The organism is Leptolyngbya sp. GB1-A1, from assembly GCF_039962475.1.
Classification (GTDB): domain Bacteria; phylum Cyanobacteriota; class Cyanobacteriia; order Elainellales; family Elainellaceae; genus Leptolyngbya_A.
Genome location: NZ_JAMPLI010000002.1, coordinates 319,800 through 344,425 on the forward strand (window position 1 = coordinate 319,800; position 24,626 = coordinate 344,425).

Below are 24,626 nucleotides of genomic sequence, written 5' to 3' on the forward strand. Positions count from 1 at the left end.
TCACTTTTTCACCTTGACTCACCCTTACTGCCAATCCATCTATCGAAAAGGAGATTCAAACCGAAGATTCCTCTGCTGTGGGAAAAATAAGCTGCATTACTTGATGTAACGGCTGACTGCGCTGCTCATGAACAAACACCAGCGGTAAAAGGGCAACCAGACGCAGAACCCCAGACAGGGCAAAAATACCAAACAAGCCGCATCCATCTACCTGCGCTAAATATCCGCCCGCTAGCGTTCCCAGTGCTCCGCTCACCCCTGCTACTGCGGCCACAATTCCAAAGTAAGCAGATTGGTTCTGCACCGGCGCGACTCCAATTTGCAAGTTATTGGTGCAAAGATCGATCGCCGCCCAGGTTGCCCCCCCTAAAATATGCAGCAGTGGCAGCCAGAGCCAGACCGAGAGTTCATTCGCTCCTGTAAACAGCCAGAGCGGCGGCGTGACGGCAACCAGAATGCCAACGCCAATCAAAATCGGACGATTGCCAATGCGATCGGCGACCTTCCCCCAAAAGAGCAGCATCAGCAGGTTAGCTGCCGCAGTGAGACTGTTGTAAAGCGTGACCTGACTAATATCAAGCTTCAAATTATCTAGCAAATATAAGTTAAAAAAAGGCGCACATAAATTAACCGAAAACATCCACAGATTGAAATACAGCAGAAACATCAGAAAGTTCGTGTCCTTCAAGATGTCAAGAAAAGATTGCTTTAGGGAAAATTGCGATCGTTCCTCCTGATTCTCTTTCTGATTTTGATCCCCCTGATTTTCTTTCCGGTTTTGTATATCTTGAGTTCTATCTTTTGAGATTAAATGTTGCATTTGAGGATTGACATCCACAATCAGAAACTGAAATGCCAGACTCACAATGCCAAAAACAATTCCTAGCACCAAAACAATGGCAAATCCTTCGAGCGTGCCTCTGAACCAGAGAGAGATAATCAAACCCAGTAGCGGAATGCTAATCAGATTGGTCAGGTTTGCAGCACTATTACGAAAGCCAAAATAGCGTCCTCTTAAGCGACGGGGAACCAGCACTGCCATCCAGCTTAGCCAAGATGCACTGCCCAATGCGCCCAAAAGATGAGTTGCCAGCGAGATTCCCAGCGTCCAAAAAATGAGGGCTTGTGCATCAAAGTGATACCAGCTTGTGAGAAAAATGCCAATTACCAACACGACCCACAGCAAGCGAGAAATGCCGTAGATCCAGAGGCAATAAAGGTGGCGACTCGTTGTTTTTTCAGAGAAATAAGCTCCGATCGGCTGCAACAAATTTGCCAGCATCGGAATGGATGCGAGCAAGCCAATCTGGGTTGAAGTTGCTCCTAAATTGAGAATGAAATTGCTTAGAAGAACTCCGCCCGTTGTATTAGAAAAAACAGTCGCAAACACGCCATCGAGCGTCGAGGCTCTCAGACTTCTACGGATAACGTTCTTTGAGGTTTTCGGGGAAAGTTGTTCATTCGATGGGATAACTTCAGTTGCTTCGCAGTTCCCTAAAGGGGTAACCGTTGGAAGCTGGCTCATTGTGGCAGCCTGCTCAAAATTTTCTGAAGAAACGGTATCGATAGACAAAGAATCCACTGCTAACCTCAGTAAATAGAAGCGATGAAACACTGACTCGACACTGCTTAACCTGTGAGGAATCGAGCGATACAATCTGCTGCATTCTCAACATACCTGCACAGGTAATCGTTTCTACAAAGATAAATTGAGGGTTGTTAAGACACACCCTCCCTCTGAAAGAAGTTGCAATGTTCCGCAGAGGGATTCAACGATTTCTATTAACTGCTGTGACGTTATTCACAATCGTAAGCTGTCAAAAAATCTCTCCTTCAGCGGATGCTCAGGAAAATGTTACAGGGCGGTTGAGTAAATGGGGAATCAAGCCGGGTTAAACAGCAGCAATCATGCCCTGATCAGAATTCAGCCAATCAACCGCTTTTCCTCGAATTCCTGCGTTTAGAGTAACCGCAAGCGTCAATGTCAGAATAGCCTGTTCTGGAACCACAATCGCTACCAATTGAACCGTGCTTTTTAGCGCGATCCAAACGCAATCGTCTTCCAGCAATCGTCAAGGTTCTCAAACCAACAAACTGATATTGAGTATTGCCCAGAAGTTGAACCTTCTGAAACGATAGAAAAATAGAGTAAAGAATCAGCAGTACAAAAAATGTCCCCAAAACAAGAAGGGCTGGCATGATAAACAAATAGCCAACCACTTCTTCATTTTCAGCTTTTGCATAGCAGCCCACGCATTACAGTTCTATCCAGACCGGATAGACCTAATTCATTTGCTTAGTAAGAATTCGTTGGAAACTGCCGCGATCGGAGCTGATAATCTGCCTGGAGTCCAGGGTCAGCAAATTCAATTCTGACGTTTGCTCCCTGATATTCTGGACGATTTGCCAATTCTGCCAGCAGTTGGCTAGCCGCCTGAATCGACATCAGCGAACCCTGTCCGTTTGTGCCGTGACCGATGGGCTGACCGACTTGAGAGCTTGTGAGATTTGAGTTGGCATTGAGTGATTCAATGAGTTCAATCGTCGAGCGATCGCCCTGATTCAAATCAACTTCTACCAGTTTTCGATGCTCTGGGCTAATTTGCTCAACAATGAGTTTTTCGCGCCGAACTGGAACCTGAATCATCTCGGTGACGATTTCCTTTCGCATGATCACATCGCCAATTTTCTGCTTACGAGCATTGACGACGAGCCGTTCCTCCAGCAGCTGAATCTTCTCTTCCTGAGCAATGCGGACAGACGTTTTAGCCGGCGTAGGCTGTACCGGGCTAGCAAGCACTTCAGCCACAGGTGCAGGGGCAATCGTTGGTTGTTCAACAGCTTGTTGAATCGGTTGCGCGGTGGGAGCAGGTGCAGAAACCGTTGGATTTGCCATTGCCACGTTCGGCATGACGACACGCTGCACGTCTTTACTTGGAGAGGGAATGTCAAGCGGAGCAGCCCCTTCAAGCGGCGAGGAAGCCTCAAGCGGAGCAAAGGTGCGCATTGTGGCAGCATCAGATACAGACGTAGGACGAACTGCCGCACTTGCGGCCGAATTTTCTACCGTAGAAGTGCCGATCGCCTGATTAGCAACCGTTTGACCCGCACCCCGGACGATTCCTTCGGAAGTGACGATCGGTAAGCCAGAGATTTGTGCTGCGCTAATTTCAGTGTGAATCTGATGAGCATGAGAATCAATCTGGAATCGATTAAGCGGCACTAAAACTTGCTCATTCCGATTGGGAGCATTCGGCTCAAGATTGCGATCGATCAGTAAGTAATATCGTCCTGCTTCGTCAACCCAGGTATCAGCAACCTGACCAATCAACGATCGATCGCTGGTGTAAACCTTAAAGTGATCAATATTGCTTCTGTCAAATAAGCGGTGGAAGTCTGGATCAGAGGATTTGAGTCTGAAAAAGTTTGTCATAATTTTCACCTATGTAATTCCGCTATGAATGGAACAAGAGTGAGCAATCGAGGTTCCTCAGCTTTCACTGATTCTTCATCGATCGCATCACTCCATTAATCATCTGCTAATCATTAGTTGTTCAGCAGAATGCGCTAATTACACGTTCGGCAGATCTGTGTTATTGATGTTCGGGTTGCCGTCTTTGTCGATGTCTAGACGTTCACGGCGGATCGTTTCATCTGCTGTCACGGTATCGCGATCGACTTCTTTGCGAACGGTCACTTCTTCACGCAGAACCGTTTCCTTACGGATATCGGGTACTTCTTCGTACACTTCCATCCGAACGACATCGCCTTCGTTAAAGGCATTAACGTCTGTGCCAGAAACAACCCGGTCTACTGGAGTGGTGCGCTCAATGACAACACGCTCTCTCTCGATCGGCACATTAACTTGAGTCTGCTCGGTTTCAACGTGCTTGCCCACGATCACTTCGCCCGTTCTCTGACGCTGCTTGTTCGCAATCAGCCGCTCTTCATATAGGCGCAGGGTTTGGTGATGCTGATCGTTCAAGGCATATAGGTCGCGATCGTGCTCGTCGTAGCGATAGCTGTCGCGGTTGGTAACCCGATCAACAGTGTTGCCAATTGCATCGCCAGCACGCTCGATCGGATTCTTGCTGGAGCTTACATCGCGATCGGCGACAACATCACGACGGCTCACGTCGCTGGTTGCGGAAACATCGGTGAGTGCGGTCGGAGTGTCCAGCGGCGTTGCGGTGTTGATCGGATTGGTGCTTGCAGCAGCAGTCGAACCCATTGCACCAGCAGCCATCGCTCCAGTCCCCATGGATGTGCCACTGGAGGGCGAACGATACACGCCACGAACACGCTCTTCGTAATCGAAGTCAGCAGGCACAGAACCGTCGTACTCAGGCAGATTTTCAACCTGTTCACGGGTCAGTCCATCTACATAGACATGACGATCGTTGTAGTCAATACGAGCACGACCGATCGGCAGCAACACCTTCTTACCAAAAATCCATGCACCCGTGTTAATGATCAGGTAACGAAAGCGTCCTTCATCATCAACCAGCAGGTTATCCACAGAACCCACTTTATCCGTGCCGGAATACAGATCGTATCCCATCACATCGTGGTCGCCAAAGTGTTCGCGGTAGTCGGGATAAAAGTCTTTAATCTTGTAGAGAGCCATATCAGTTTTTCCTCAATTTTTCAAACAAAGCTATATGTAAACACTAAACATTGGAGAAGGAAACACCCTCCTCCTACCGGCTTAGTTCACCCTCGTCTTTAGTCAGTTCTGTAATTTACTTAAGTTTTACCTTTACTCGATCGCCTGGTTAAGAGCGTTTTAAGACCATTACTTCAAATGCTAAGATTATTATCTAATGAGGAAATATCAATTAATCTACCAAGAAAAACTTACCTCTCAAGATAGGTGTAACATCTATCTTTACTGCCTATTTTTAAGTTATTGCTAATCATTCGTGTCGGTTTCAAGGTTTGAAGTGCTCCTGCGTTTGTAGCTTCTTTCATGGCTTCTAATGTATGCAAATGCATAGGTCTACTTGCGGACGTGAATAACGCTTGAAAAAACGGCACTGTTTGATATTTAGTTTCGATACTCGTGCTTATCAGGAGAAAATAACGTATGGCATACAACAATGACCCCGTGAGTAGAGTAATGGATCGCCCTGCTGTAGTCGCTGCCGCAGACTATCATGATCGTGTTCGTTGGGGTCCGATTCTGGCTGGACTCATGACTGCAATCGCCTCCCAGCTTGTTCTAAGTGCTTTGGGTGCAGCGATCGGCCTGTCTTCGCTGGCTGGTGCGGGTGCTCCCGGTGCGGCTGCGGGTGATGTTGGGACGGCAGTTGGCATCTGGTCAATTATCAGCCTACTGATTTCCCTGTTTTTGGGCGGCTGGGTAACGGCTCGTTCTTGTGGTCCAATGAATCGCAGCACTGCTTTACTGAATGGTGCAATTCTATGGGCGACCACTTTGGCCGCTAGCGCTTGGCTATTGTCCAGCGGTGTATCTGGTGCGTTTGGTGTAGTGGCTTCTAATGCAGGCGACGTGCTTCAGCAAGTTCCTGGAGCAGCGACAAATCTGCCGGATCAGGCTCCGAACGTTAATCCGCAGGAAGCTCGCGATATTGCAGGAAATGCCGCAAAGGTTGGCTGGTCATTTGTACTGGGTTCGCTACTCGGTCTGATTTCGGCTTTGATTGGTTCGTCGATTGGCACTCGTAGCCCCCGCACCGTCGTTGCCCGCACGGATGTTTAATTCTTCCTCATGCTTTTCGTAAGCATTAATGGATGGGTTGGTGGATCTATAGCGAACGAAATGATGAATATGCTGGTCAATTAGCCGATCGTCGATCGATTACAAACCTGCAGCGAAAACTACAGAAACATCAACCGATTATTGGGGTGGGTGAACGGCTCACCCTTTTTGATTGTAAATTTGCTGTAGATTGAATTGCTGTAGATCTAGTTGATAATTTGATTGACATAAGCTTAATTGTTATAAATTCAGGCAAGCAGAACTGTTTTAAGAAGATGGCTACGGAGATATGATTGATGCAGCCTGATAATTATAAAGATGCGACCTGATGATTAAAAAAATCAAAAAGTAGTGTAGCTTAAGTGCGGACTAGAAACGCCGTAGCACCTGGGAGAAATACTGCTGATACAGCATACAGCTTGGCTCGACGTGTAAATTTATTGAGCGAATGAGTCCAACACACTGCAAGTTAAAAGCATCGATCGGATCTAGAACGATCGGCTCTGATGCATTGACTACTTGCTGTAACAGTGGAATAAGCTGCGGATAGGATTGCTGTAGTTTTGCGAATAGGTTACGAAGATGAGAACTAAAGATGCTGTTTGTCGAAATTGCTTCTTCCTTAATCTGAGAGAATGAAACCTCACGATTGCTAATGTGGTGCAGCGTCAGCTGAATGAGATAGGGAATACCGCCTAAAAAGCTCATCAAATCCGGTGCAATTCGCTGATGATTATTAATGCCGTAACGCTGGATGAGTTCCTGAACTTGTTCCTGATTAAAGTTCTTTAATTCGATCGACAGCCCAATGTTGAAGGGAGAATGGTTTAGATTAAACGGTAAACCAACCAGCGATTCAGCGGAGTGGATAACGACAAGGCGTAGCTGCTGCCACAGTTCGCTGCCATCATTGCCATAGCGTGATTTTTCATTCCAGGCACGCACCATTGCCATAAAATCATTCGCCAGAATAGGATGCTTGAACAGAATATCGCCTTCATCCAACGCTAGAACGATTGGATTGTCAATTTCAGTCAGCAAGTACCGCTCAAAATAGTTGGTGCAGTTATAGCTGCTGCCATAAACCTCATTCCAATACTCATCGACCCGGTTCGGCAGGTGCAAGCTGTGGGTGACAACGGCGCAAAACCAGCGAAGAAAGCGATTGAAATCGGTGAGAACACTAGAATCTGCAAGCTGTAAGCTGACAACGGCTTCTCGCATTCCTTTGTCCCGTGCAGAAGCAAGAATTCGGGTCATCAAAGATGTTTTCCCAGATTGCTGGGGAGCCTTAATCCGAATCAGCGCACCGGGCTGCAAGACCTCTTCGTAAGCAATCTGCTCGTCTGGCTGGCGCTCAATGTAGTAGGGCGAGTCAAGCGGAACTTGCCCCTGTAGAGGAGTTTGAGAACGGGACACATTTGCAGTGTCAGGATCAAGGCTGATGTAGTCTTCAGGGGTGAGTTCTAGACCCACTGCACTAAAGTAGAACTCCAGCGTTTGTCGATCGACTGCTAATCGGCGTCGTCGAACTTTTGTAATGGTATTCGGGCTTAAGCCCGTTCGTTCGCTGAGCTGATCGAGCGTATAGGCACGGCTCCCGTTGTCCTGCTCTGCTGATTTTTGCTCAGCACTTTGTACTCGCTGCCATCCTCTAGAGCTTAGAATCACTCCTCGTTTTCGTCTGGACGATTGGAACTGCTGCGCCATCTGCAAAGTTACCCGAAGAGAATATATCTAAGAGATATATGCTAAAAGCAATAAGTTCATCAATATAACTGAGTTTTTCCTTCATAAATTTCAGCAAACTCTGACAAAGAACCCGATTTTTCTAGGGCGCAAGCTAAAATTAGAATGTTGTATTTTTATCGTGAAAAACTACTCTAATTTCTGGCGTATCTTGAGAAGACAACTTAAGGCGAACAAAAATTTCTGAAAGCTGCCGCCTGTTTCAAGTTCTTACGGATGACTCCTGCGGCTAACCTGAGGATAGATTACATTAAACCGGCTTAACTTGTGAGTGAGCCGCCCTTGAATTGCAGAAGCATCGACTCTTGCTATCGGCTTTTGTCAAAGTGCGATGAATCAATGTTCGATCGTTTTAGATTGCAGCATAAAGGGAAATCGGGCGTTGCTGAATAAGCTTATGATACGCCCCCCCAGCCCCCCAACTTTGGGGGGAACCAGAATTCAAAGTCCTCCAGCATTGGGGGATTGAGGGGGCGATGCAGAAGCTAAATTTGCACCGTTCATATCCCGATTCAGCAACGCCGGAAATCGAATTTTTTATCCTGGATTCGATCGTCTGTGAAGGCTTATCGCCTTTGAGGCTAGGACGCTTTTGCTTAAGAATAAAATAAGGAAATCTAATTGATCGTTTGCTTAACCGATCGAGCAATTTTAACCCTACAGATTTCAACCCTCAGACTTCAACCCTATAGATAGAACAACATCTACAGCTTAATTTTTCATCCTATTTTGATTGATTTAATAAGAAGGTGGTGATTCACCACGCAGTAAGGGAGAGCAGGCAATCGGTGAGAGTAGGCAAATCGATCGCAGTACAGCCAAACCCCACTTCCGTTTTCAAGAACCGTTGAGAGCAGCCGTGACGAAACCTAGATTTCACCTCGGATTGTAAACGAATAGTCCCCACCCGGCTCAAGCTGGTAGTCACAGCTTTCTAAAAATCGGCTCAGCGGCTCCTTAATTAACGCCCTTCCCAGAGAAGGCTCGACCGACAAAATGCCCTGCTTAAACCGCCACTGAAAATGCCACTCATACTCACTGGCTCGCACTTCACCTTCGATCTTGCCTTGCTGCCAGGACTGATGAGTAATCCTTACATAGGCGGTAGTTTGGGGCAAACGCTTAGCACTCACGATCGCACACTCTCTGCATTAGACACTAGTTCAAAAGGGGCTTTGACTGGGTTAAGACCCACTGAGCCGGTCTGGCTACTTGGCAAAAGATCTACCTGCAAATCAGAAATTAAACAATGAACCTTTGACTCACTGACCTTGAAGCTGACCTTGGAGCTGACCTTGGAGCTAATTTTGGAACTGGGTTCGACGCTGACTTTGGAACTGGCTTTGGAACTGGCTTTGCATCCGGCTCTAGCACCCAGAGCACTAGCCCTTTGGGAATCCGAGTGAGCAACACCGTATTGCCGCGCTGGGTCATGAGTTCCGCTTTACGGCGAGCAATTTCTACGGTCGGGAAACATTTGACATAAGCGTAATACTGTCTATCGTAGTAGATTGCGCCGATCGGTTTTGGCGTGTCAGGCAGGATCACATGACAGCGATCGACAAGCTTGTGGGAAAGGATAGGAGTCGGTTCCATAGCAGTTGTTATGGCAGGTGAAAGAACAGTAACGTCAGCAGACGATTTTAAGATGCAGTTTTATAAGCATTGTCTTACAGCAGCTTACATCGATCGCGATAAGCAGAATTCCCTAGCCGGGATCGTTTAAGCCGAGAACAAAGCTGCATTTCCTATCATTCCCAGGCAATAATTGAACTCTAACGGAATCTAAAAAGTGAAACCAACCGCCAAAATACAGAGTCCTACGGTCTGATTCTACGCTTTCTTACGAGTGAGTTTTTGCTTAGGCAGTGCGACTTCTGCACCGCAAAATGATCCAGTCTCTCCCCTTTCTGATTAAGTACTGCTATGGACATCTTAGAAGTTTTGCAGGCTGACTATCGCAACTTTCCCTCGAACCAGACCTATGAGATTTACGCAGAAAATGTTCTTTTTAAAGATCCGCTTAATCGGTTTCAGGGGCGCGATCGCTACCGTCGGATGATTGGTTTTATCCAAGCCTGGTTTCGCCAGCCCCGGCTCGACCTGCACCAGATTCAGCGACACGGTAACCAGATTCGCACCGACTGGACGCTAAGCTGGATCACCCCGCTGCCGTGGCAACCCCGGATTGCGATCGATGGCTGGAGCGAACTGCAACTCAACGATCGGGAACTCATCGTTGCCCATAGCGACTACTGGCACTGCTCCGTTTGGGATGTCGTCAAGCAGCACTTTCCTAAATCGAGTCCATAACCCGAACTTCCGAACAATGGGAAAACCCGATACATTAGGTAAAGGAGTATAACGGTTTCTCAGGAAGGAGTTAGCCTCAATGCGCGTAATTCTAATGACGGGAAAAGGTGGCGTAGGGAAAACATCCGTCGCCGCAGCAACGGGGCTACGCTGTGCCGAATTGGGATACAAAACGCTGGTGCTGAGCACCGATCCCGCTCACTCGCTGGCAGACAGCTTTGATCTGGAGCTAGAACACGCCCCTCGTGAAGTGCGACCGAATCTTTGGGGCGCAGAGCTAGACGCGCTGATGGAGCTAGAAGGGAACTGGGGTGCAGTAAAGCGATACATTACTCAAGTGTTGCAGGCACGCGGACTGGAAGGTGTCGCGGCAGAAGAACTCGCGATCCTTCCCGGCATGGACGAAATTTTTAGCCTGGTGCGAATGAAGCGGCACTATGACGAAGGCGAATTTGATGTATTGATCATCGACTCGGCTCCCACAGGCACGGCACTGCGGCTCTTGAGCCTCCCGGAAGTAGCAGGCTGGTATATGCGGCGATTTTACAAGCCCCTTCAGGCGGTTTCGGCTGCGCTGCGTCCGCTTGTGGAACCTATCTTTCGCCCGATCGCCGGATTCTCGCTGCCCAACAAAGAAGTAATGGACGCGCCCTACGAGTTTTACGAGCAGATCGAAGCTCTGGAAAAAGTCCTGACCGACAACACCAAAACTTCGGTGCGGCTGGTGACAAACCCCGAAAAAATGGTGATCAAAGAATCGCTGCGTGCCCATGCCTACCTGAGCCTGTACAACGTCGCGACCGATATGGTGGTGGCAAACCGGATCATTCCCGATCAGGTGACCGACCCCTTCTTCCAGCGGTGGAAAGAAAATCAGCAGCAGTATCGCCAGGAGATTCACGATAACTTCCGGCCTTTGCCTGTGAAGGAAGTGCCTCTGTTTTCAGAAGAAATGTGCGGTATGGCGGCACTCGATCGCCTGAAGGAAACGCTGTATGCCAACGAAGACCCGGCACAGGTCTATTACAAAGAAACGACGCTGCGGGTCGTGCAGGAGCAAAACCAGTACAGCCTGGAAGTGTACCTGCCAGGTATCCCCAAAAATCAGGTGGAGCTAAGCAAGACGGGCGATGAACTGAATATTCGCATCGGCAACCATCGCCGCAACCTTGTTCTGCCCCAAGCACTTGCTGCCCTGCAACCTGCTGGAGCCAAAATGGAGGAAGATTACTTGAAGATTCGCTTCGCGGATGCTGCCAAAGCTTGAGGTTTCCCCCGCCGATCGCTAAGATGATTACTCTATTGGCATAAAAGAGTAAAGTGCTAGAATTTAGGCGATCGAGGCTTGGGCAGCCACAGCTTTCGGGATTACAGCTTGCGGGGTAAGACAGCATGAAAACGGCGGAATCTGTACCAAGTGAGGTGGTTCAGCAGGTCGCGGATTATTTCAGTGTTCTGAGCGAACCGATGCGCCTCCGCATTCTCAATGTGCTGCGCGACGGCGAAAAGTGCGTTCAGGATCTGGTCGAAGCTACTGAAACCAGTCAGGCGAACGTCTCCAAGCACCTAAAAGTAATGCTACAAGCGGGCATTCTGAACCGCCGCAGCGAGGGCACGTCTGCCTATTACAGCGTTGCCGATGACCTGATCTTTGAGCTGTGCAATCTTGTCTGCGATCGGCTTGCCTCCCGGATCGAGCAGCAGGCAAAGTATTTCCGCGCCTTCACCCTTAGCAATAAGCAGTAAGTGATTATGGCAATGGAGCTCGATCAGGTCGTTCCGTTTGGTCGATCGCTAGATGAGTATATTCATTTATTTAACTTGAGCGATCGAGACTTACAGAAGTCCATGCTGGGCATTGGCGATGGACCTGCCAGCTTTAATGCTGAAGGAACTGCAAAGGGCTACAACATTCACTCGATCGATCCGATTTATATCTTTTCTGCCGAACAGATTCAGCAGCGCGTCCTTGCCGTCGTAGACGGTATTATTGACCAGATCAAAGCGACCCCGAAGGATTGGGTCTGGACGTATCATCGATCGCCCAATGATTTGAAGCAGCATCGCTTGCAGGTTGCAGCGCGGTTTTGTGCCGATTTTGAGACCGGCAAAGCGGAGCATCGCTATACTCCCGGAGCACTTCCCCGCCTGAATGCTGAAGACGGACAATACGAGCTGGGCTTATGCTCCCACTTCCTCTTTCTCTACTCGGATCAGTTTGATACGGACTTTCACCTGCGATCGATCGCCGAAATGCTGCGCGTCTGCCACGAGGTCAGAATCTTCCCCCTCCTGACCCTGATGCTCCACCCTTCTCCCCACCTCCAGCCCGTTCTGGAAACCCTCGCCGCCCAGGGCTATCGCTGTGAAATCCAGCAAGTTAGCTACGAACTGCAAAAAGGCGGTAACCAAATGCTAAAAATCACCCGCCCCTAAAAACCCCCCTCCACTCTCCCCTATCGATCGCCATGCGAATTCGGGCACTCTAACAGCGATCGTTCCATTCAACACCGCAATGCCCGATCCGCAGATCTCTGCCATTATTTGCACACACAACCGGGAAAACTATCTCGGCAAAGCGATCGATAGTTTGTTAGATCAAAATTTCTCTGGGGCGTATGAGGTGCTGGTCATTGATAATGCCTCAACCGATCGCACCCGTGAAGTCGTCGAATCCCGTCAGAAAAATCCGCTTTTGCGCTACGGCTACGAGCCAACTTTAGGATTATCGGTTGCCCGTAACACAGGCGCAAACCTTGCCCGTAGCCCCATCCTGGCTTACCTGGATGACGATGCCATTGCCAGTCCAGCCTGGCTGCAAAACCTCTGGGATGCCTACCAGCAGTGGAACAAACTGGCGATCGCCGGAGGAAAAGTGACGCTGCTCTGGCAGGATGCTTCGCCGCCGCAATGGTTATCAACTGGGCTGAGCGAAAATTTGGGCGCATACGATCTGGGCAATCAGCTCATCTGGATCGATCGTCCCGGGCAAACCCCCAGAGGCTTGAACTACTCGATTCGTCGCAGTTTTCTAGAGCAGGTCGGCGGATTCGATCGCGCTCTGGGACGAGTCGGCAAAAATCTGCTGTCGAACGAAGAACTGCACATGACCGAACTAGCACTCGCGCAAGGCTGGAAAGTTGCCTATTTGCCCGATGCCCTCGTTGCCCATCATGTCGCGCCCGAACGCCTTCGCCAGCAGTGGTTTTTGCGACGGGGCTGGTGGCAGGGCATCAGCGAATGCTATCGCGAACAGCTTGCTGGACGGTCAGGACTTCCCCAACTGACCAGAGGCACAGAGCGATTGCTGCGTGGACTCCACCGATCGCTCCAGCACTGGAACGACCCTGCCCAACGATTTGACAACTTTACATACGCCTACGGTCAACTGGGCTATCTAAAAGCGGCGATCGAGGGAATGCTAAACGCAACCAAGAATACCTAACCCCCACCCCTGCATCTTCTCATCCCCCCATCCACCCCTCTACTCATTCACGCTTATGTCACTCCCCATCTCCGTCCTCATTCCCGCTAAAAACGAAGAAGCCAACCTTCCTGCCTGCTTGGAAAGCGTTTCACGGGCAGCGGAGGTCTTTGTGGTTGATTCCCAGAGCGACGATCGCACCGTGGAAATTGCCGAACGCTATGGCGCAAAAGTTGTGCAGTTTCACTTCAACGGACGATCGCCTAAGAAGAAAAACTGGTCGCTCGACAATCTACCGTTTCAGCATGAATGGGTGCTGATTGTAGACTGCGATGAGCGAATCACGCCGGAACTGTGGGATGAAATTGCAGAAGTAATTCAAAATCCAGACTATGACGGCTATTACCTGAATCGCCGCGTCTTTTTCCTGGGGACGTGGATTCGGCACGGTGGCAAATATCCTGACTGGAATCTGCGCCTGTTTCGTCATGCCAAGGGACGCTACGAAACCCTGCAAACCGAGGGCATTCCCAATACAGGCGACAACGAAGTGCATGAACACGTGATTCTCAACGGCAATGTTGGCTATCTAAAAGAAGATATGCTGCACATCGATTTTCGTGATGTTTATCACTGGTTGGCGCGACACAATCGCTATTCCAACTGGGAAGCCAGAGTGTACTACAACCTGCTCAACGGCATGGACGATCGCGGAACGATCGGCGCGAGTTTGACCGGAGACGCAGTTCAGCGCAAGCGGTTTCTGAAGAAAATTTGGGTACGGCTGCCGTTTAAGCCTCTTCTGCGGTTTGTCTGGTTCTATCTGGTGCGGCTGGGTTTCCTGGATGGACGAGCCGGATATGTTTATGGCTGCTTGCTAAGTCAGTACGAATACCAGATCGGCGTCAAGCTCTATGAACTTCAGCAGCTAGATGGACAGCTCAACCGCAGTTCCCAGCCTTCAGTAGAAGTACAGTCTACCGCTTCCAGTTAGGCGCCTTCCCCAACCGACGGCGGCGCGGCTTACGAATCGATTGCTGTTCGAGATTGTTCTTCTCGGTCGATCGCCTGAGCCGTTTTGCAATTCGGTCACTCACCCGAAACAGAGGATGGTCAGGACGTTCCGCAGGGGGCGGGGCGTCAGGCAGCTTTTGTGCTTTCCAATAAGTCATCAGAATGCCTGCCATCACCCCTGCCAGCGCGCCCAGCAAAATTGCCAGCTCTGCCCGAAACCGCACTAGCCAGAACACCAGAATGAACACAATCCAGACGCGCAAAGCAAACTGAATGCCGATATCGGTTGGGAAGCGGTACATGAATTGTCAGCCTCCAGATTTGCCTCTAAGTGCGTACTATGCAGGATGTGTTAGCACATCGTCACGCATCAATTCCAGGAATGCGCTTTTGCCTAAGACATCCTACGAAAAATTCGGTCTTTACTCATTATCCTGGTTGAGCTGCGAAGCGACATCCTGTGTGGTATTAATTGCCCGTACATACGCCTGCTCTGCTGTAGTAAACGGTTCCATTGATTGCTGGGGCAGCAGAGCCGCCGTGGCGTCAGCGATGTCTCCAGTTCGGTGAATCAGCCGATCGCGCAGCACGTCAACCGGGGCAGTGCAATAAATGATTTTCAGCGACAGATGATGTGCTTTTGCCTGATCGATCGCCTGCTGACGGAGGGATTGGCGATCGTATTTCGCATCCAGAATCACAGCATAACCCTGGTTTGCCAGCGAAATTCCCAGTTCCAGCAATCGGGCATAGGTTTTTTGAGTCATTTCGCTTGTGTACAGGTCATCCCCGCCGCGCTGATCGAGGGGAATGCCGCCCAGATGTTTTCTGACTGCGTCCGATCGAATGTGAACCGTACCTGATTGATTGGACAGTCGCTTGGCAAGCAATCTTGCTGTGGTCGTTTTGCCGGAGCCAGATAATCCACACATTAAAGTTAAACTTCCCTGTTTGGGCTGTGCCCCTTCCCAGGCGAGACGGTAATAGTCCGAGGCAGTGGCTTTTGCCTGGTCTTTCTCTGCTGCCGGAACTGCCGGATCATTCAGCATAAAGGAAATGACCTTTGCCCGGACATAGGTTTGACGGCTCACATAAATTGGCAACACTTCTAAACCTTCCCAGTCTCCGGTTTGCTCCGCGTAGGCATTCAGAAAAACCGTGCTGAGATCGGGTCGCTGCCGCGCTTCTAAGTCCATCACGATGTAGGCAATGTCGTACATGACATCCACAAAGCGAAACGGCTCATTAAACTCGATGCAGTCAAATAGCCACAGCTTGTCTTGCCAGAGGCAAATATTTCGCAGATGCAAATCGCCGTGACATTCGCGAATTTTGTCCTGCGCGATCCGCCGATCGAATAACGCCTGCTGCTTAGTGAAAAAGCGATCGGTATAGGCGCGAGTGTCGTCAAACTGTTGCTGGGTCTGAGGTCCGCCGATGTACTGTTCGGTTTGCTCGTAGTTTTCGTCAAATGCCTGCCGCACCTGATCGACTTTGCCAAAGCTGCGAATATAGTCGTTGGTGTCCGTTTCTCGGTGAAAGGTGGCGATCGTCTTTGCCAGCTCGATCAGCAGTTCCTCGCCCAGTTCGCCGCGATCGTACAGATCCGTCAACAGAGTGTCCTGGGGAAACTGCCGCATCTTCACCGCATACTCGATCGGCTCACCGCTGCCGCCAAGCTCAAACCGTTCCCCATTCTGCGCGATCGGCAAAACTTCTAGATACAGTGCCCCTGCGCCGCGCTGGTTGAGCCGCAGTTCTTCCTGGCAGAAATGCAGCCGCTTCTCCAGCGTTGAAAAATCTAGAAACCCAAAATTCAATGGCTTCTTAACTTTGTAGGCATAGTCTCCAGTCAGCAGCACATAGGAAATGTGGGTTTGAATGAGCTGAATCGGCGATCGCACTGCATGAGGATAAAACTCCGGTTGCAGCATTTGCTGAATCAGGGCAGGCAGGGTGGTTTCGCTCATGGGGGCTTAGAAAAAGAGATTCGGAAAGGTAAATAAGCTCAACTATCCTAACAAAGGCAGGTGACGGAATCAGCGCGATTTGAAGGTAGCGATTGAATATAGCGATCGATCGTTTGGTCTTTTCGAGGAATTGCGCTCTTGCTCAAGTCACTACAAGCTGTTCATCGATTGGTTAAGCAGGGAAAAATAAGATCCTGTAAATCTTAAAGGATATTGAAGGATATTTATGGTGCGTCGTCGTTCTGATGATACATTTCAGGGTGCGCGTAATCTTCAGCTCAATCGAGCGACTGGCGGTGCGTTGGGGCACAGCGATCGAGTTGACTTCTACAAATTTAAAGCTTCTAGTCCAATCAACTTTCACCTAACGCTGAATAATCTACAGGCAGACGCCCGCGTTAAGTTACTCAATGGAAGGCGCGTTTCGGTCGGAGTCTCAGATCAAACAGGTTTTCAGACAGAGCAAATTATTACGACCCTAGAGGCTGGAACCTATTACATTCAGGTACGGCTTCCTGGTCGTCGAGGCAGTACGCGCTACAGCCTTCGTGCTTCTTCTGTTCCTGCTGAACCAGGTGAAACAACTGCGATCGCTCGAAATCTAGGCATCCTCTCGGGTGACATGAGGCTCTCAGAATCTGTTAGCAATTCCGACCGACTGGACTATTACAAATTCACGCTGTCACAGATCAGCAATATTAATGTGAATATTGACGGTGTATCATCACCTGCTTTGGTCAGTCTATATTTTGATGCTAACAATAATGGTTTAATTGATAACGGTGAGCAGTTCGATAGTGGTAGTGATGGGAATACGATCGCCCGAACTGTTCTACCCGGCACTTATTATCTTCAAGTAGAAAGCTTATTCGGTTCTTCAAGCCAATACAATCTATCGATCGCTGCTGCCCCTGATCCGAGTAATCTTCCCACTGATCCGGGCAATACAGCGAGTACAGCATTCAATCTTTCAACCTTTCCGGCTACGGCGAGGGATTTTGTAGGTACATTTGATTCTTCGGATTATTACAAATTCACATTGCCTCAAATTAACGACATTAATGTGAATATCAATGGCTTATCGAGAACTACTTTTGTAAATTTACACTTTGATGCTAATAACAACGGATTAATTGACAGCGGCGAAAGATTGGAGAGCGGCAGCGACAATGATACTATTGCCAGAACCGTTCTACCCGGTACTTATTATCTTGAAGTAGATAGCTTTGGTTCTGCAACTCGCTATGATCTTATTGTAGAAGCGAAACCTAATCCTGGTAATTTACCTGTCGATCCGGGCAATAGAGCCGCTATCGCATACGACCTGGGTACCCCTTTAGAAAATCAAACGATACAAGATTTCGTTGGGGCTTTTGATGAGCTAGATTACTACAAATTCAAATTGAATACAGCCCGTACTCTGAATGTCAATATCGATGGTCTAGCAGCAACGGCTTCTGTTACTTTGTACTTTGATGCTAACAATAATGGATTGATTGATAGCGGCGAATGGGTGACGAGCGGCAGTGATAACTCAACAATTTCCAGAGTGCTGCAAACAGGAACTTATTTCCTTGAAGTGAATACCTTCAGCAACGCAACTCGCTACAACTTGAATTTGGGAGTTGGGTAGAACTTGAGCGAATGTAGTATGCCAATCCCTTACTCTGCCCGAGCGTCGATCGCAAAATTGTCGTAGTAAATAATAGTCAGGAACCGAATTGGCAGGGTGATCAGCTTTTCGGGTCCGTGGGGAATGTCGCCTCTAAAGGTGAGGGAGTCGCCCGGTTCGAGCAGGTAAGTTTGTCGTCCGTGGCGGTATTCCAGCTTGCCTTCGAGCAGGTGAATAAACTCGATGCCGGGATGCTCGAAGGTGGGAAAGACTTCGGAAGCATCATCCATTGTGATCAGAAAGGGTTCAAATCGCTTGGTTGGTCCCTGATCGTAGGCGAGAAGCTGGTAGGTATGTCCACGTTTGGTGCCGCGCCGCACGACTTCCATGCCTTTACCGTTTTTGACCAACTGCGCTCCGCCTTCGGGAATGTCGTATTTGCGAAACAGGGTAGACAGGGAAACGCCCAGCGCATTTGCCAGTTTCTCCAGAGTTTCCAGGCTGGTGGAAGTTTGAGCATTTTCAATTTTAGAGAGCATTCCGCGAGAAATTCCGGCGCGATCGGCGATTTCTGCGATCGTCAGCCCATGTTGCTGGCGCAGGTCACGAATCGTATTGCCCAGGTAATGCTCCAGTCCGGGATGCTCCAGCTTCTGCAAGGAAACGTCTGAGGAAATGTGTGAGGGAACGGTTTCTGCCATGCAGCAATTCTCCTGCGGTGCGCCCCTATGAATCATAGCAGGTGAATCATGCTAGGAAACAATGTTGACAGACAGGAAACAATGCTGGATGATATTCAACGAAGTTTCCGAATGGGAATTTGGTCTCGTGTCTTCTTCCCGCCGATATACGCTTAGCTTGTCCTGTCCCGATCGCGTTGGCATTGTCGCGGCGGTGAGTTCCTTTATCGCCAGTCATCAGGGCTGGATCGTGGAGGCGCAACACCACGCCGATCAGGACTTTCAGCGATTTTTTATGCGGCAGGAAATTCTTGCTGATTCGCTGCCCTTTGGAATCGAAGCGTTGCGAGAGCAGTTTCAGCCGATCGCCGATGAATTCAAAATGCAGTGGCAGGTGACGGATTCGGCGCAGAAAAAGCGGGTGGTGATTCTAGTATCCAAATCCGATCACTGTCTCTATGATTTGCTGGCACGCTGGCAGAGCAGAGAACTCGACATTGAAATTCCCTGCGTCATTTCTAACCACGAAATCTTTCGCGGGCTGGTCGAGTGGCACGGTATTCCTTACTATCATGTGCCCGTTACCCCGGAAACGAAGACGATCGCCTACGACAAAATCATGCACCTGTTTGAGGCGGTGAATGGCGATGTGATGGTGCTGGCACGCTATATGCAAGTGTTGTCGTCGGAGGTGTGCGATCGATATCCTGGTCGAATTATTAATATCCATCATTCCTTCTTGCCGTCTTTTATTGGCGCAAAACCTTATCATCAGGCACATCAACGCGGCGTCAAATTAATTGGTGCAACCTGTCACTATGTCACATCTGAACTCGATGCAGGACCCATTATCGAGCAGGATGTGATTCGGATTGATCATTCGGATGCTGTGGAAGATTTAATTCGCTACGGCAGAGATATCGAAAAAACCGTTCTGGCGCGTGGGCTAAGGTATCACGTTGAGGATCGCGTTCTGGTTCACGGAAATAAGACCGTTGTATTTCGTTAAAGGAGGTTTGAAAAGGGCAATGTATCCCCTTTAACATGCCTCAAAAGATATTTCTTTTAAGTTCATCCTGAAATTCATGCATCTATCGTTTTATGCCGCTTAATCTGCTGCGCTTCGCCCTTACTAAAGACCATCCAGAACCGCGAATGTTTCGCCAGCCCGATCGCCTGAAGTCGAGCTACGACGCGGTAATTATTGGCGGGGGTGGACATGGCTTAGCAGCCGCTTACTATCTGGCGCGAGACTATGGCATGACGGATGTGGCGGTGCTGGAAAGAAGCTATTTGGGCGGCGGCAATACGGGACGAAATACGACGATTATTCGATCGAACTACCTCACGCCGGAAGGAGTGAAGTTTTACGATGAGTCGGTGCGCTTGTGGCAGGATTTGTCGCAGGATTTTGATTTGAATCTGTTTTACTCAACGCGGGGACATTTTACCCTGGCGCATACCGATGCCACACTGCGAACCATGCGCTGGCGGGCGGAAACCAATAAGCATATTGGGGTGAACAGTGAGTTGGTCAGTCCTGATGAGATTCAGGAAGCCTGCCCGCAAATGGATCTGACCTGTAACGGTCACGCGCCGATTTTGGGTGCTCTGTATCATGCGCCGGGAAGCATTGCTCGGCACGATGCGGTCGCCTGGGGCTATGGACGAGGGGCAGATCAGCGTGGCGTAGAAATTCATCAGCAAACGGAAGTATTGGGAATTCAGGTGAAGTCCGATCGCGTTACCGGAGTCGAAACTTCACGAGGGACGATCGAAACGCCGCGTGTCCTCTGTGCCGTTGCTGGGTTTACGCCGCGTTTGCTGCAAATGGTGGGAATTCGATCGCCCCTCTACGTCCATCCGCTGCAAGCTCTGGTGAGCGAACCGATGAAGCCTTGGCTTAACCCGATTATCGTGTCTGGCAATTTGCACGTTTATGTCAGCCAAACGGCGCGGGGCGAACTGGTGATGGGCGCGTCGCTTGACCCCTATGAGCTGCATTCAACGCGATCGACGCTGGATTTCACCGAAGAATTAGCGGCTCACATGCTCGATCTGTTTCCCTTCCTCTCTCACGCCAAAATTGTGCGCCAGTGGGCAGGCATGGCAGATATGACGCCCGATTTCGCCCCGATGATGGGCAGAACGCCGATCGCCGGATTTTACTTGGATGCAGGCTGGGGAACCTGGGGCTTTAAGGCGACTCCGGTTTGCGGCAAAACGATGGCATACACCGTTGCGAACGATCGAGCGCATGAATTAATCCAAGACTTTTCGATCGATCGATTTACCCGGTATGAATTGATTGGTGAAAAAGGCGCGGCATCAGTTGCCCATTAATAAATAACAGGAAAAGCAGCGATGAAGTTAATGACCTGTCCCATTAATGGTACGCGATCGATCAGCGAATTTGTGTATGGCGGCGAGTATCGCGAAATGCCTGACCCTAACTCCGTAGATGATCAAACTTGGGCAGCCTACATCTTTTATCGAAATAATGTTCCGGGCATCAAACGCGAATGGTGGTGTCACGCACCCAGCAACACCTGGTTTATTGCAGAGCGAAATACATTAACTGACGAAGTGACACAAACCTATTTATACGGAGGCGAGTCATGAGTTATCGTCTACCGCCAATTCCTGGGGAATGGATCGATCGCAATACAATCATTCAGTTTTCGTTTGAAGGGAAAGTATTGACCGGATATGCAGGAGATACGATCGCTGCTGCGCTATGGGCTTCGGGTCAAAAGGTGTTGGGACGCAGCTTTAAATATCACCGCCCACGCGGAATTCTCAGCCTGGCGAATCATGATGTGAATACCCTGATGCAGTCCGGCGAGAAGCTGAATGTGCGGGCAGACGTGACGGCAATTGAGCCAGGAATGTCGCTGCAAGCAGTCAATACGTTCGGAGGTGTGGAGCACGATCGCGCTAGCTTTCTCAACTTTTTATCGCCCTTCTTGCCGGTTGGGTTTTATTACAAAACGTTCAACAACAAAAAGCTTTTTCCCTTTTGGGAACGCCTGATTCGTCGCACAATTGGGCTGGGGCAAGTCGATTTCAAAACGCCCTGGATACGCACCCCGAAGCGATATGACTTTTGCGATTTGCTTGTAATTGGCGCAGGCATTTCTGGACTCACTGCTGCACTCACCGCAGCCGAAGCAGGCGCAGATGTGGTGATTGTGGATGAGAACGCGAAACCGGGCGGCGTAGGACTCTACCAGCTTGGGGATGATCGATCGATCGCCGCCGAAACCCAATCCCTTATTCAGTCAGTCACAGCCCATCCCCGCATCCGGCTCTACACCGGTACAGTAGCAGCAGGCTACTATGCCGACTTCTGGATTCCCCTAGTAGACGGCACACGCATGACGAAAATGCGGGCAAAGTCAGTCATCGTGGCAAGCGGGGCTTATGAACAGCCTGCGGTCTTTCGCAACAACGATTTGCCAGGCGTCATGATGGCTTCGGCGGCACAGCGGCTTATTTATCGCTATGCGGTTAAGCCAATGCACCGGGCGATCGTCTTTACGGCAAATCAGGATGGTTATCGGGCGGCTCTGGATTTGCTGGCGCATGGGATGGAAGTCGGGGCGATCGTAGATTTGCGATCGGATATTCCGAGTTCGACAGTGGTACAGACGGTGCGTGAGCGAGGCGTTCCAATCTATCCCGGACAGGCAATTTATGAGGCAAAAGCAAATCCTCAAGGCGATGGCGTTTGTGCGGCAGTGATTTGTCCGATGCGAAACGGACAGCCGCAAATTGAATCTCGTCAGACGATCGCCTGTGATGGCATTCTCATGAGTGTGGGTTGGGCGGGAGCGGCAAATTTGCTTTATCAGGCAGGGGCAAAGATGCGTTTTGACGACCGAATTCAGCAGTTTGTGCCGGATTTGCTGCTGCCGGGTGTATTTGCTTGCGGTCGGGTCAATGGGGTGTATCAGCCGGAGAATAAACGAAGCGACGGAGAACGGGCGGCACGGTCGGCGATTGCTTTTCTCAGCGGTGGGGAATCGGTGGCGATCAATCTCCCCGCAGAATCAGAATCACCGTCCCATCCCTGGGCGATCGTGCCTCACCCGCAGGGTAAAAACTTTGTCGATTTCGATGAAGATCTGCAATACAAAGATTTTCCGAATGCAATTCAGGAAGGATTTGACAATATTGAATTATTGAAGCGGTTTACGACCGTGGGAATGGGTCCAAGTCAGGGCAAACATTCTAATGTGAATGCGCTGCGAATTCTGGCGAAGCTGACCGGCAAAACACCAGGACAGGTCGGAACCACGACGGCGCGACCATTTTTTCATCCTGTGCCGATGTCGCACCTCGCCGGACGCGGATTCACGCCAGAGCGAAGAACACTGCTGCACGATCGCCACCTTGCCCTCAACGCCAAGTGGATGTCTGCCGGACAGTGGCGCAGACCAGAATACTATCAGCAGCCCAACAAAAACCGGGAAGCCTGCATCCAGGACGAGGTTCTCGCCGTGCGGCAGCGCGTTGGGTTGATCGACGTGGGAACGCTGGGCAAGCTGGAGATTCGCGGACGGGACGCAGCCGCTTTTCTAGAGCGCGTTTACACCGGACGCTATGCAAATCTGAAAGTCGGGATGACCCGCTACGCGCTGATGCTGGACGAGTCGGGCGTGGTGATCGACGATGGCGTGATTGCCCGGCTGGGCGAAGACCATTTCTATTTCACAACGACGACCTCTAACGCCGCTTCAATTTATCGCGAGCTGTCTCGCCTGAATACGATGTGGCGAATGGACTGCGGTTTAGTCAATTTGACCGGGGCGCAATCGGCAGTGAATCTCGCGGGTCCGCTTTCCCGTGCTGTGCTGAGCCAGCTTACCGATCTGGACTTGTCGAGCGCGGCGTTTCCCTATCTCGCAGTGCAATCGGCAACGGTGGCAGGCATTCCAGCTCTCCTCATGCGCGTCGGTTTTGTGGGCGAGTGGGGCTACGAAATCCACGTTCCTGCCGAAAATGCCCCCGTCCTTTGGGACGCCCTAACCCGGGCAGGTAAGCCCTACAGCCTTCAACCCTTCGGCGTGGAAGCACAAAGGCTGCTGCGGCTGGAAAAAGGACACCTGATCGTCGGACAGGACACGGACGGACTCACCACACCCTATGAAGCGAACCTCAACTGGGCAGTGAAAACTGACAAACCCTTCTTCATTGGCCAGCGCAGCCTCCAGATTCATGCCGATCGCTCGCCCAAACAAATCCTGATTGGTTTTACCCTCAACGAGTTTAGTGGCACGCCGCCTCAGGAATGCCATCTGGTGATTCACAACGGCGACATTGCCGGACGGATTACCAGCATTGCTTACAGTCCCTCACTCGCTCGCCATATTGGGCTGGCGTATGTCAAACCAGAGCTATCTCAAGTGGGAAGTCAATTTACGGTGAGGCGATCGGATGGTTTCCTGATCACTGCCACCGTGACCCCAACTCCGTTTTATGACCCAGCAAACACCCGCCAGAAAACGGCATCGCCGCTGCCTGAGGCAAGCCATCTTGAGTTTGAGCAAAAGCTTGAGCAAAAGCTTGAGCAAAAGCCTGCCGCAATCATCCCCTTGATTTCTGAAACAGATGATTTAGTCGATTTAGCTGATGTCTCTGCGCTCCCCCGATTCGGCGTAAAAGGAGCAGGTGCGGCGGCATGGCTGGAAGCGCACGAATTCCCAATTCCCGATCGCCCGAATTCCTGGCTCCCTTTGGCGAACGGTGGACGCATCGCCCGACTGGGACTGACAGAATTTCTAATCGAGGACGATGGAGAGATTGGCGATTACCCCGAAGGGAAAAGTGCTTCGCATCGGCTTCGGGCTGATTCAAATCTGCCGCCGCAGGTTTATCCCGTCTTGCGGCAAGATCTGGCGATCGTTCTTTCAGGTAAAGCGGTTCACGATCTATTTGCTCAAATCTGCAACGTCAGTTTTCGATCGTTTAATTCTAGCGATCGTCCTATTGTGCTGACCTCGGCGATCGGCGTATCCGTGATTGTGGCGATCGAAGAGGCTCCAATTCCCCAATACCGTTTGTGGTGCGACACAACTTACCGCCACTATGTTTGGCAAACTCTGAATGAAATTGCTGCGGAATTAGGTAGCGACGCAAA

Annotated in this window: 20 protein-coding genes and 2 pseudogenes; 12 read left to right on the forward strand and 10 right to left on the reverse strand. The window is 50.1% G+C overall.

What is annotated here, in order from left to right; translation table 11 throughout:
• Window positions 1-55 precede the first annotated feature (55 nt).
• From NDI45_RS03325 to NDI45_RS03340, 4 genes and pseudogenes are all read right to left on the reverse strand, one after another.
• Window positions 56-1,582, reverse strand: coding sequence for an MFS transporter (locus NDI45_RS03325; RefSeq protein ID WP_199296360.1), 1,527 nt, complete (start codon window positions 1,580-1,582; stop codon window positions 56-58).
• A gap of 346 nt (window positions 1,583-1,928) precedes the next feature.
• A pseudogene (locus tag NDI45_RS03330) lies at window positions 1,929-2,199 on the reverse strand (sugar ABC transporter permease); the annotation flags it as partial.
• 97 nt (window positions 2,200-2,296) lie between these two features.
• Window positions 2,297-3,433: a DUF2382 domain-containing protein gene (locus NDI45_RS03335; protein WP_199296361.1), complete on the reverse strand. Its 1,137-nt coding sequence runs from the start codon at window positions 3,431-3,433 to the stop codon at window positions 2,297-2,299.
• 138 nt (window positions 3,434-3,571) lie between these two features.
• Window positions 3,572-4,627 carry a DUF2382 domain-containing protein gene (locus NDI45_RS03340; RefSeq protein ID WP_190789646.1) on the reverse strand — a complete coding sequence of 352 codons (1,056 nt, stop codon included), beginning with the start codon at window positions 4,625-4,627 and terminating at the stop codon, window positions 3,572-3,574.
• Between the two features lie 459 nt (window positions 4,628-5,086).
• Here NDI45_RS03340 and NDI45_RS03345 point away from each other — a divergent pair, with 459 nt between their 5' ends.
• Complete coding sequence (locus tag NDI45_RS03345) at window positions 5,087-5,722, forward strand: hypothetical protein (RefSeq protein WP_190789645.1); 636 nt, start codon at window positions 5,087-5,089, stop codon at window positions 5,720-5,722.
• 369 nt (window positions 5,723-6,091) lie between these two features.
• Here NDI45_RS03345 and NDI45_RS03350 read toward each other — a convergent pair whose 3' ends face one another.
• From NDI45_RS03350 to NDI45_RS03360, 3 genes are all read right to left on the reverse strand, one after another.
• A complete protein-coding gene (locus NDI45_RS03350) occupies window positions 6,092-7,432 on the reverse strand; it encodes an AAA-like domain-containing protein (RefSeq protein ID WP_348246295.1) in 1,341 nt (446 codons plus the stop codon).
• A 908-nt stretch (window positions 7,433-8,340) separates the two neighbouring features.
• Window positions 8,341-8,604: a DUF3146 family protein gene (locus NDI45_RS03355; protein ID WP_190789643.1), complete on the reverse strand. Its 264-nt coding sequence runs from the start codon at window positions 8,602-8,604 to the stop codon at window positions 8,341-8,343.
• Between the two features lie 109 nt (window positions 8,605-8,713).
• Window positions 8,714-9,067, reverse strand: coding sequence for a hypothetical protein (locus NDI45_RS03360; RefSeq protein ID WP_348246297.1), 354 nt, complete (start codon window positions 9,065-9,067; stop codon window positions 8,714-8,716).
• Between the two features lie 330 nt (window positions 9,068-9,397).
• Here NDI45_RS03360 and NDI45_RS03365 point away from each other — a divergent pair, with 330 nt between their 5' ends.
• From NDI45_RS03365 to NDI45_RS03390, 6 genes are all read left to right on the forward strand, one after another.
• Complete coding sequence (locus NDI45_RS03365) at window positions 9,398-9,784, forward strand: DUF2358 domain-containing protein (RefSeq protein ID WP_190793857.1); 387 nt, start codon at window positions 9,398-9,400, stop codon at window positions 9,782-9,784.
• A 79-nt stretch (window positions 9,785-9,863) separates the two neighbouring features.
• Window positions 9,864-11,051 (forward strand): TRC40/GET3/ArsA family transport-energizing ATPase, encoded by a 1,188-nt coding sequence (locus tag NDI45_RS03370; RefSeq protein WP_190793858.1) that lies wholly within the window; start codon window positions 9,864-9,866, stop codon window positions 11,049-11,051.
• Window positions 11,052-11,176: 125 nt separating this feature from the next.
• The gene (locus tag NDI45_RS03375) at window positions 11,177-11,530 is read left to right on the forward strand and encodes a metalloregulator ArsR/SmtB family transcription factor (RefSeq protein WP_190793859.1); all 354 of its coding nucleotides are present in this window, start codon (window positions 11,177-11,179) and stop codon (window positions 11,528-11,530) included.
• A 6-nt stretch (window positions 11,531-11,536) separates the two neighbouring features.
• The gene (locus NDI45_RS03380; protein ID WP_190793860.1) at window positions 11,537-12,220 is read left to right on the forward strand and encodes an SAM-dependent methyltransferase; all 684 of its coding nucleotides are present in this window, start codon (window positions 11,537-11,539) and stop codon (window positions 12,218-12,220) included.
• A 79-nt stretch (window positions 12,221-12,299) separates the two neighbouring features.
• The gene (locus NDI45_RS03385; protein WP_190793861.1) at window positions 12,300-13,229 is read left to right on the forward strand and encodes a glycosyltransferase family 2 protein; all 930 of its coding nucleotides are present in this window, start codon (window positions 12,300-12,302) and stop codon (window positions 13,227-13,229) included.
• Window positions 13,230-13,284: 55 nt separating this feature from the next.
• Window positions 13,285-14,202 (forward strand): glycosyltransferase family 2 protein, encoded by a 918-nt coding sequence (locus tag NDI45_RS03390; protein ID WP_348246301.1) that lies wholly within the window; start codon window positions 13,285-13,287, stop codon window positions 14,200-14,202.
• On the opposite strand, the gene NDI45_RS03395 is transcribed toward NDI45_RS03390, so the two are convergent.
• Both NDI45_RS03395 and NDI45_RS03400 read right to left on the reverse strand, forming a co-directional pair.
• Window positions 14,186-14,524: a hypothetical protein gene (locus NDI45_RS03395; RefSeq protein ID WP_348246303.1), complete on the reverse strand. Its 339-nt coding sequence runs from the start codon at window positions 14,522-14,524 to the stop codon at window positions 14,186-14,188. The two genes, NDI45_RS03390 and NDI45_RS03395, sit on opposite strands and share 17 nt — an antisense overlap.
• Window positions 14,525-14,644: 120 nt before the next feature.
• Window positions 14,645-16,192, reverse strand: a complete 1,548-nt coding sequence (locus NDI45_RS03400) for an AAA family ATPase (protein ID WP_348246305.1) — start codon at window positions 16,190-16,192, stop codon at window positions 14,645-14,647.
• A 301-nt stretch (window positions 16,193-16,493) separates the two neighbouring features.
• Between NDI45_RS03400 and NDI45_RS03405 the strand changes: the two genes are divergently transcribed.
• The gene (locus NDI45_RS03405; protein ID WP_348246307.1) at window positions 16,494-17,825 is read left to right on the forward strand and encodes a PPC domain-containing protein; all 1,332 of its coding nucleotides are present in this window, start codon (window positions 16,494-16,496) and stop codon (window positions 17,823-17,825) included.
• Between the two features lie 29 nt (window positions 17,826-17,854).
• On the opposite strand, the gene NDI45_RS03410 is transcribed toward NDI45_RS03405, so the two are convergent.
• Window positions 17,855-18,505: an XRE family transcriptional regulator gene (locus tag NDI45_RS03410; protein ID WP_348246309.1), complete on the reverse strand. Its 651-nt coding sequence runs from the start codon at window positions 18,503-18,505 to the stop codon at window positions 17,855-17,857.
• A gap of 127 nt (window positions 18,506-18,632) precedes the next feature.
• Between NDI45_RS03410 and purU the strand changes: the two genes are divergently transcribed.
• From purU to NDI45_RS03430, 4 genes and pseudogenes are all read left to right on the forward strand, one after another.
• Window positions 18,633-19,493, forward strand: coding sequence for a formyltetrahydrofolate deformylase (gene purU / locus NDI45_RS03415; protein ID WP_348246311.1), 861 nt, complete (start codon window positions 18,633-18,635; stop codon window positions 19,491-19,493).
• 92 nt (window positions 19,494-19,585) lie between these two features.
• Entirely contained in the window at window positions 19,586-20,827 is a 1,242-nt protein-coding gene (locus tag NDI45_RS03420) for an FAD-dependent oxidoreductase (RefSeq protein WP_348246313.1), read from the forward strand.
• A 21-nt stretch (window positions 20,828-20,848) separates the two neighbouring features.
• Window positions 20,849-21,106: a sarcosine oxidase subunit delta gene (locus tag NDI45_RS03425; RefSeq protein WP_190793869.1), complete on the forward strand. Its 258-nt coding sequence runs from the start codon at window positions 20,849-20,851 to the stop codon at window positions 21,104-21,106.
• Window positions 21,103-23,991, forward strand: a pseudogene (locus NDI45_RS03430) (2Fe-2S iron-sulfur cluster-binding protein); the annotation flags it as partial. The gene NDI45_RS03425 and the pseudogene NDI45_RS03430, both read left to right, overlap by 4 nt.
• Between the last annotated feature and the right edge of the window lie 635 nt (window positions 23,992-24,626).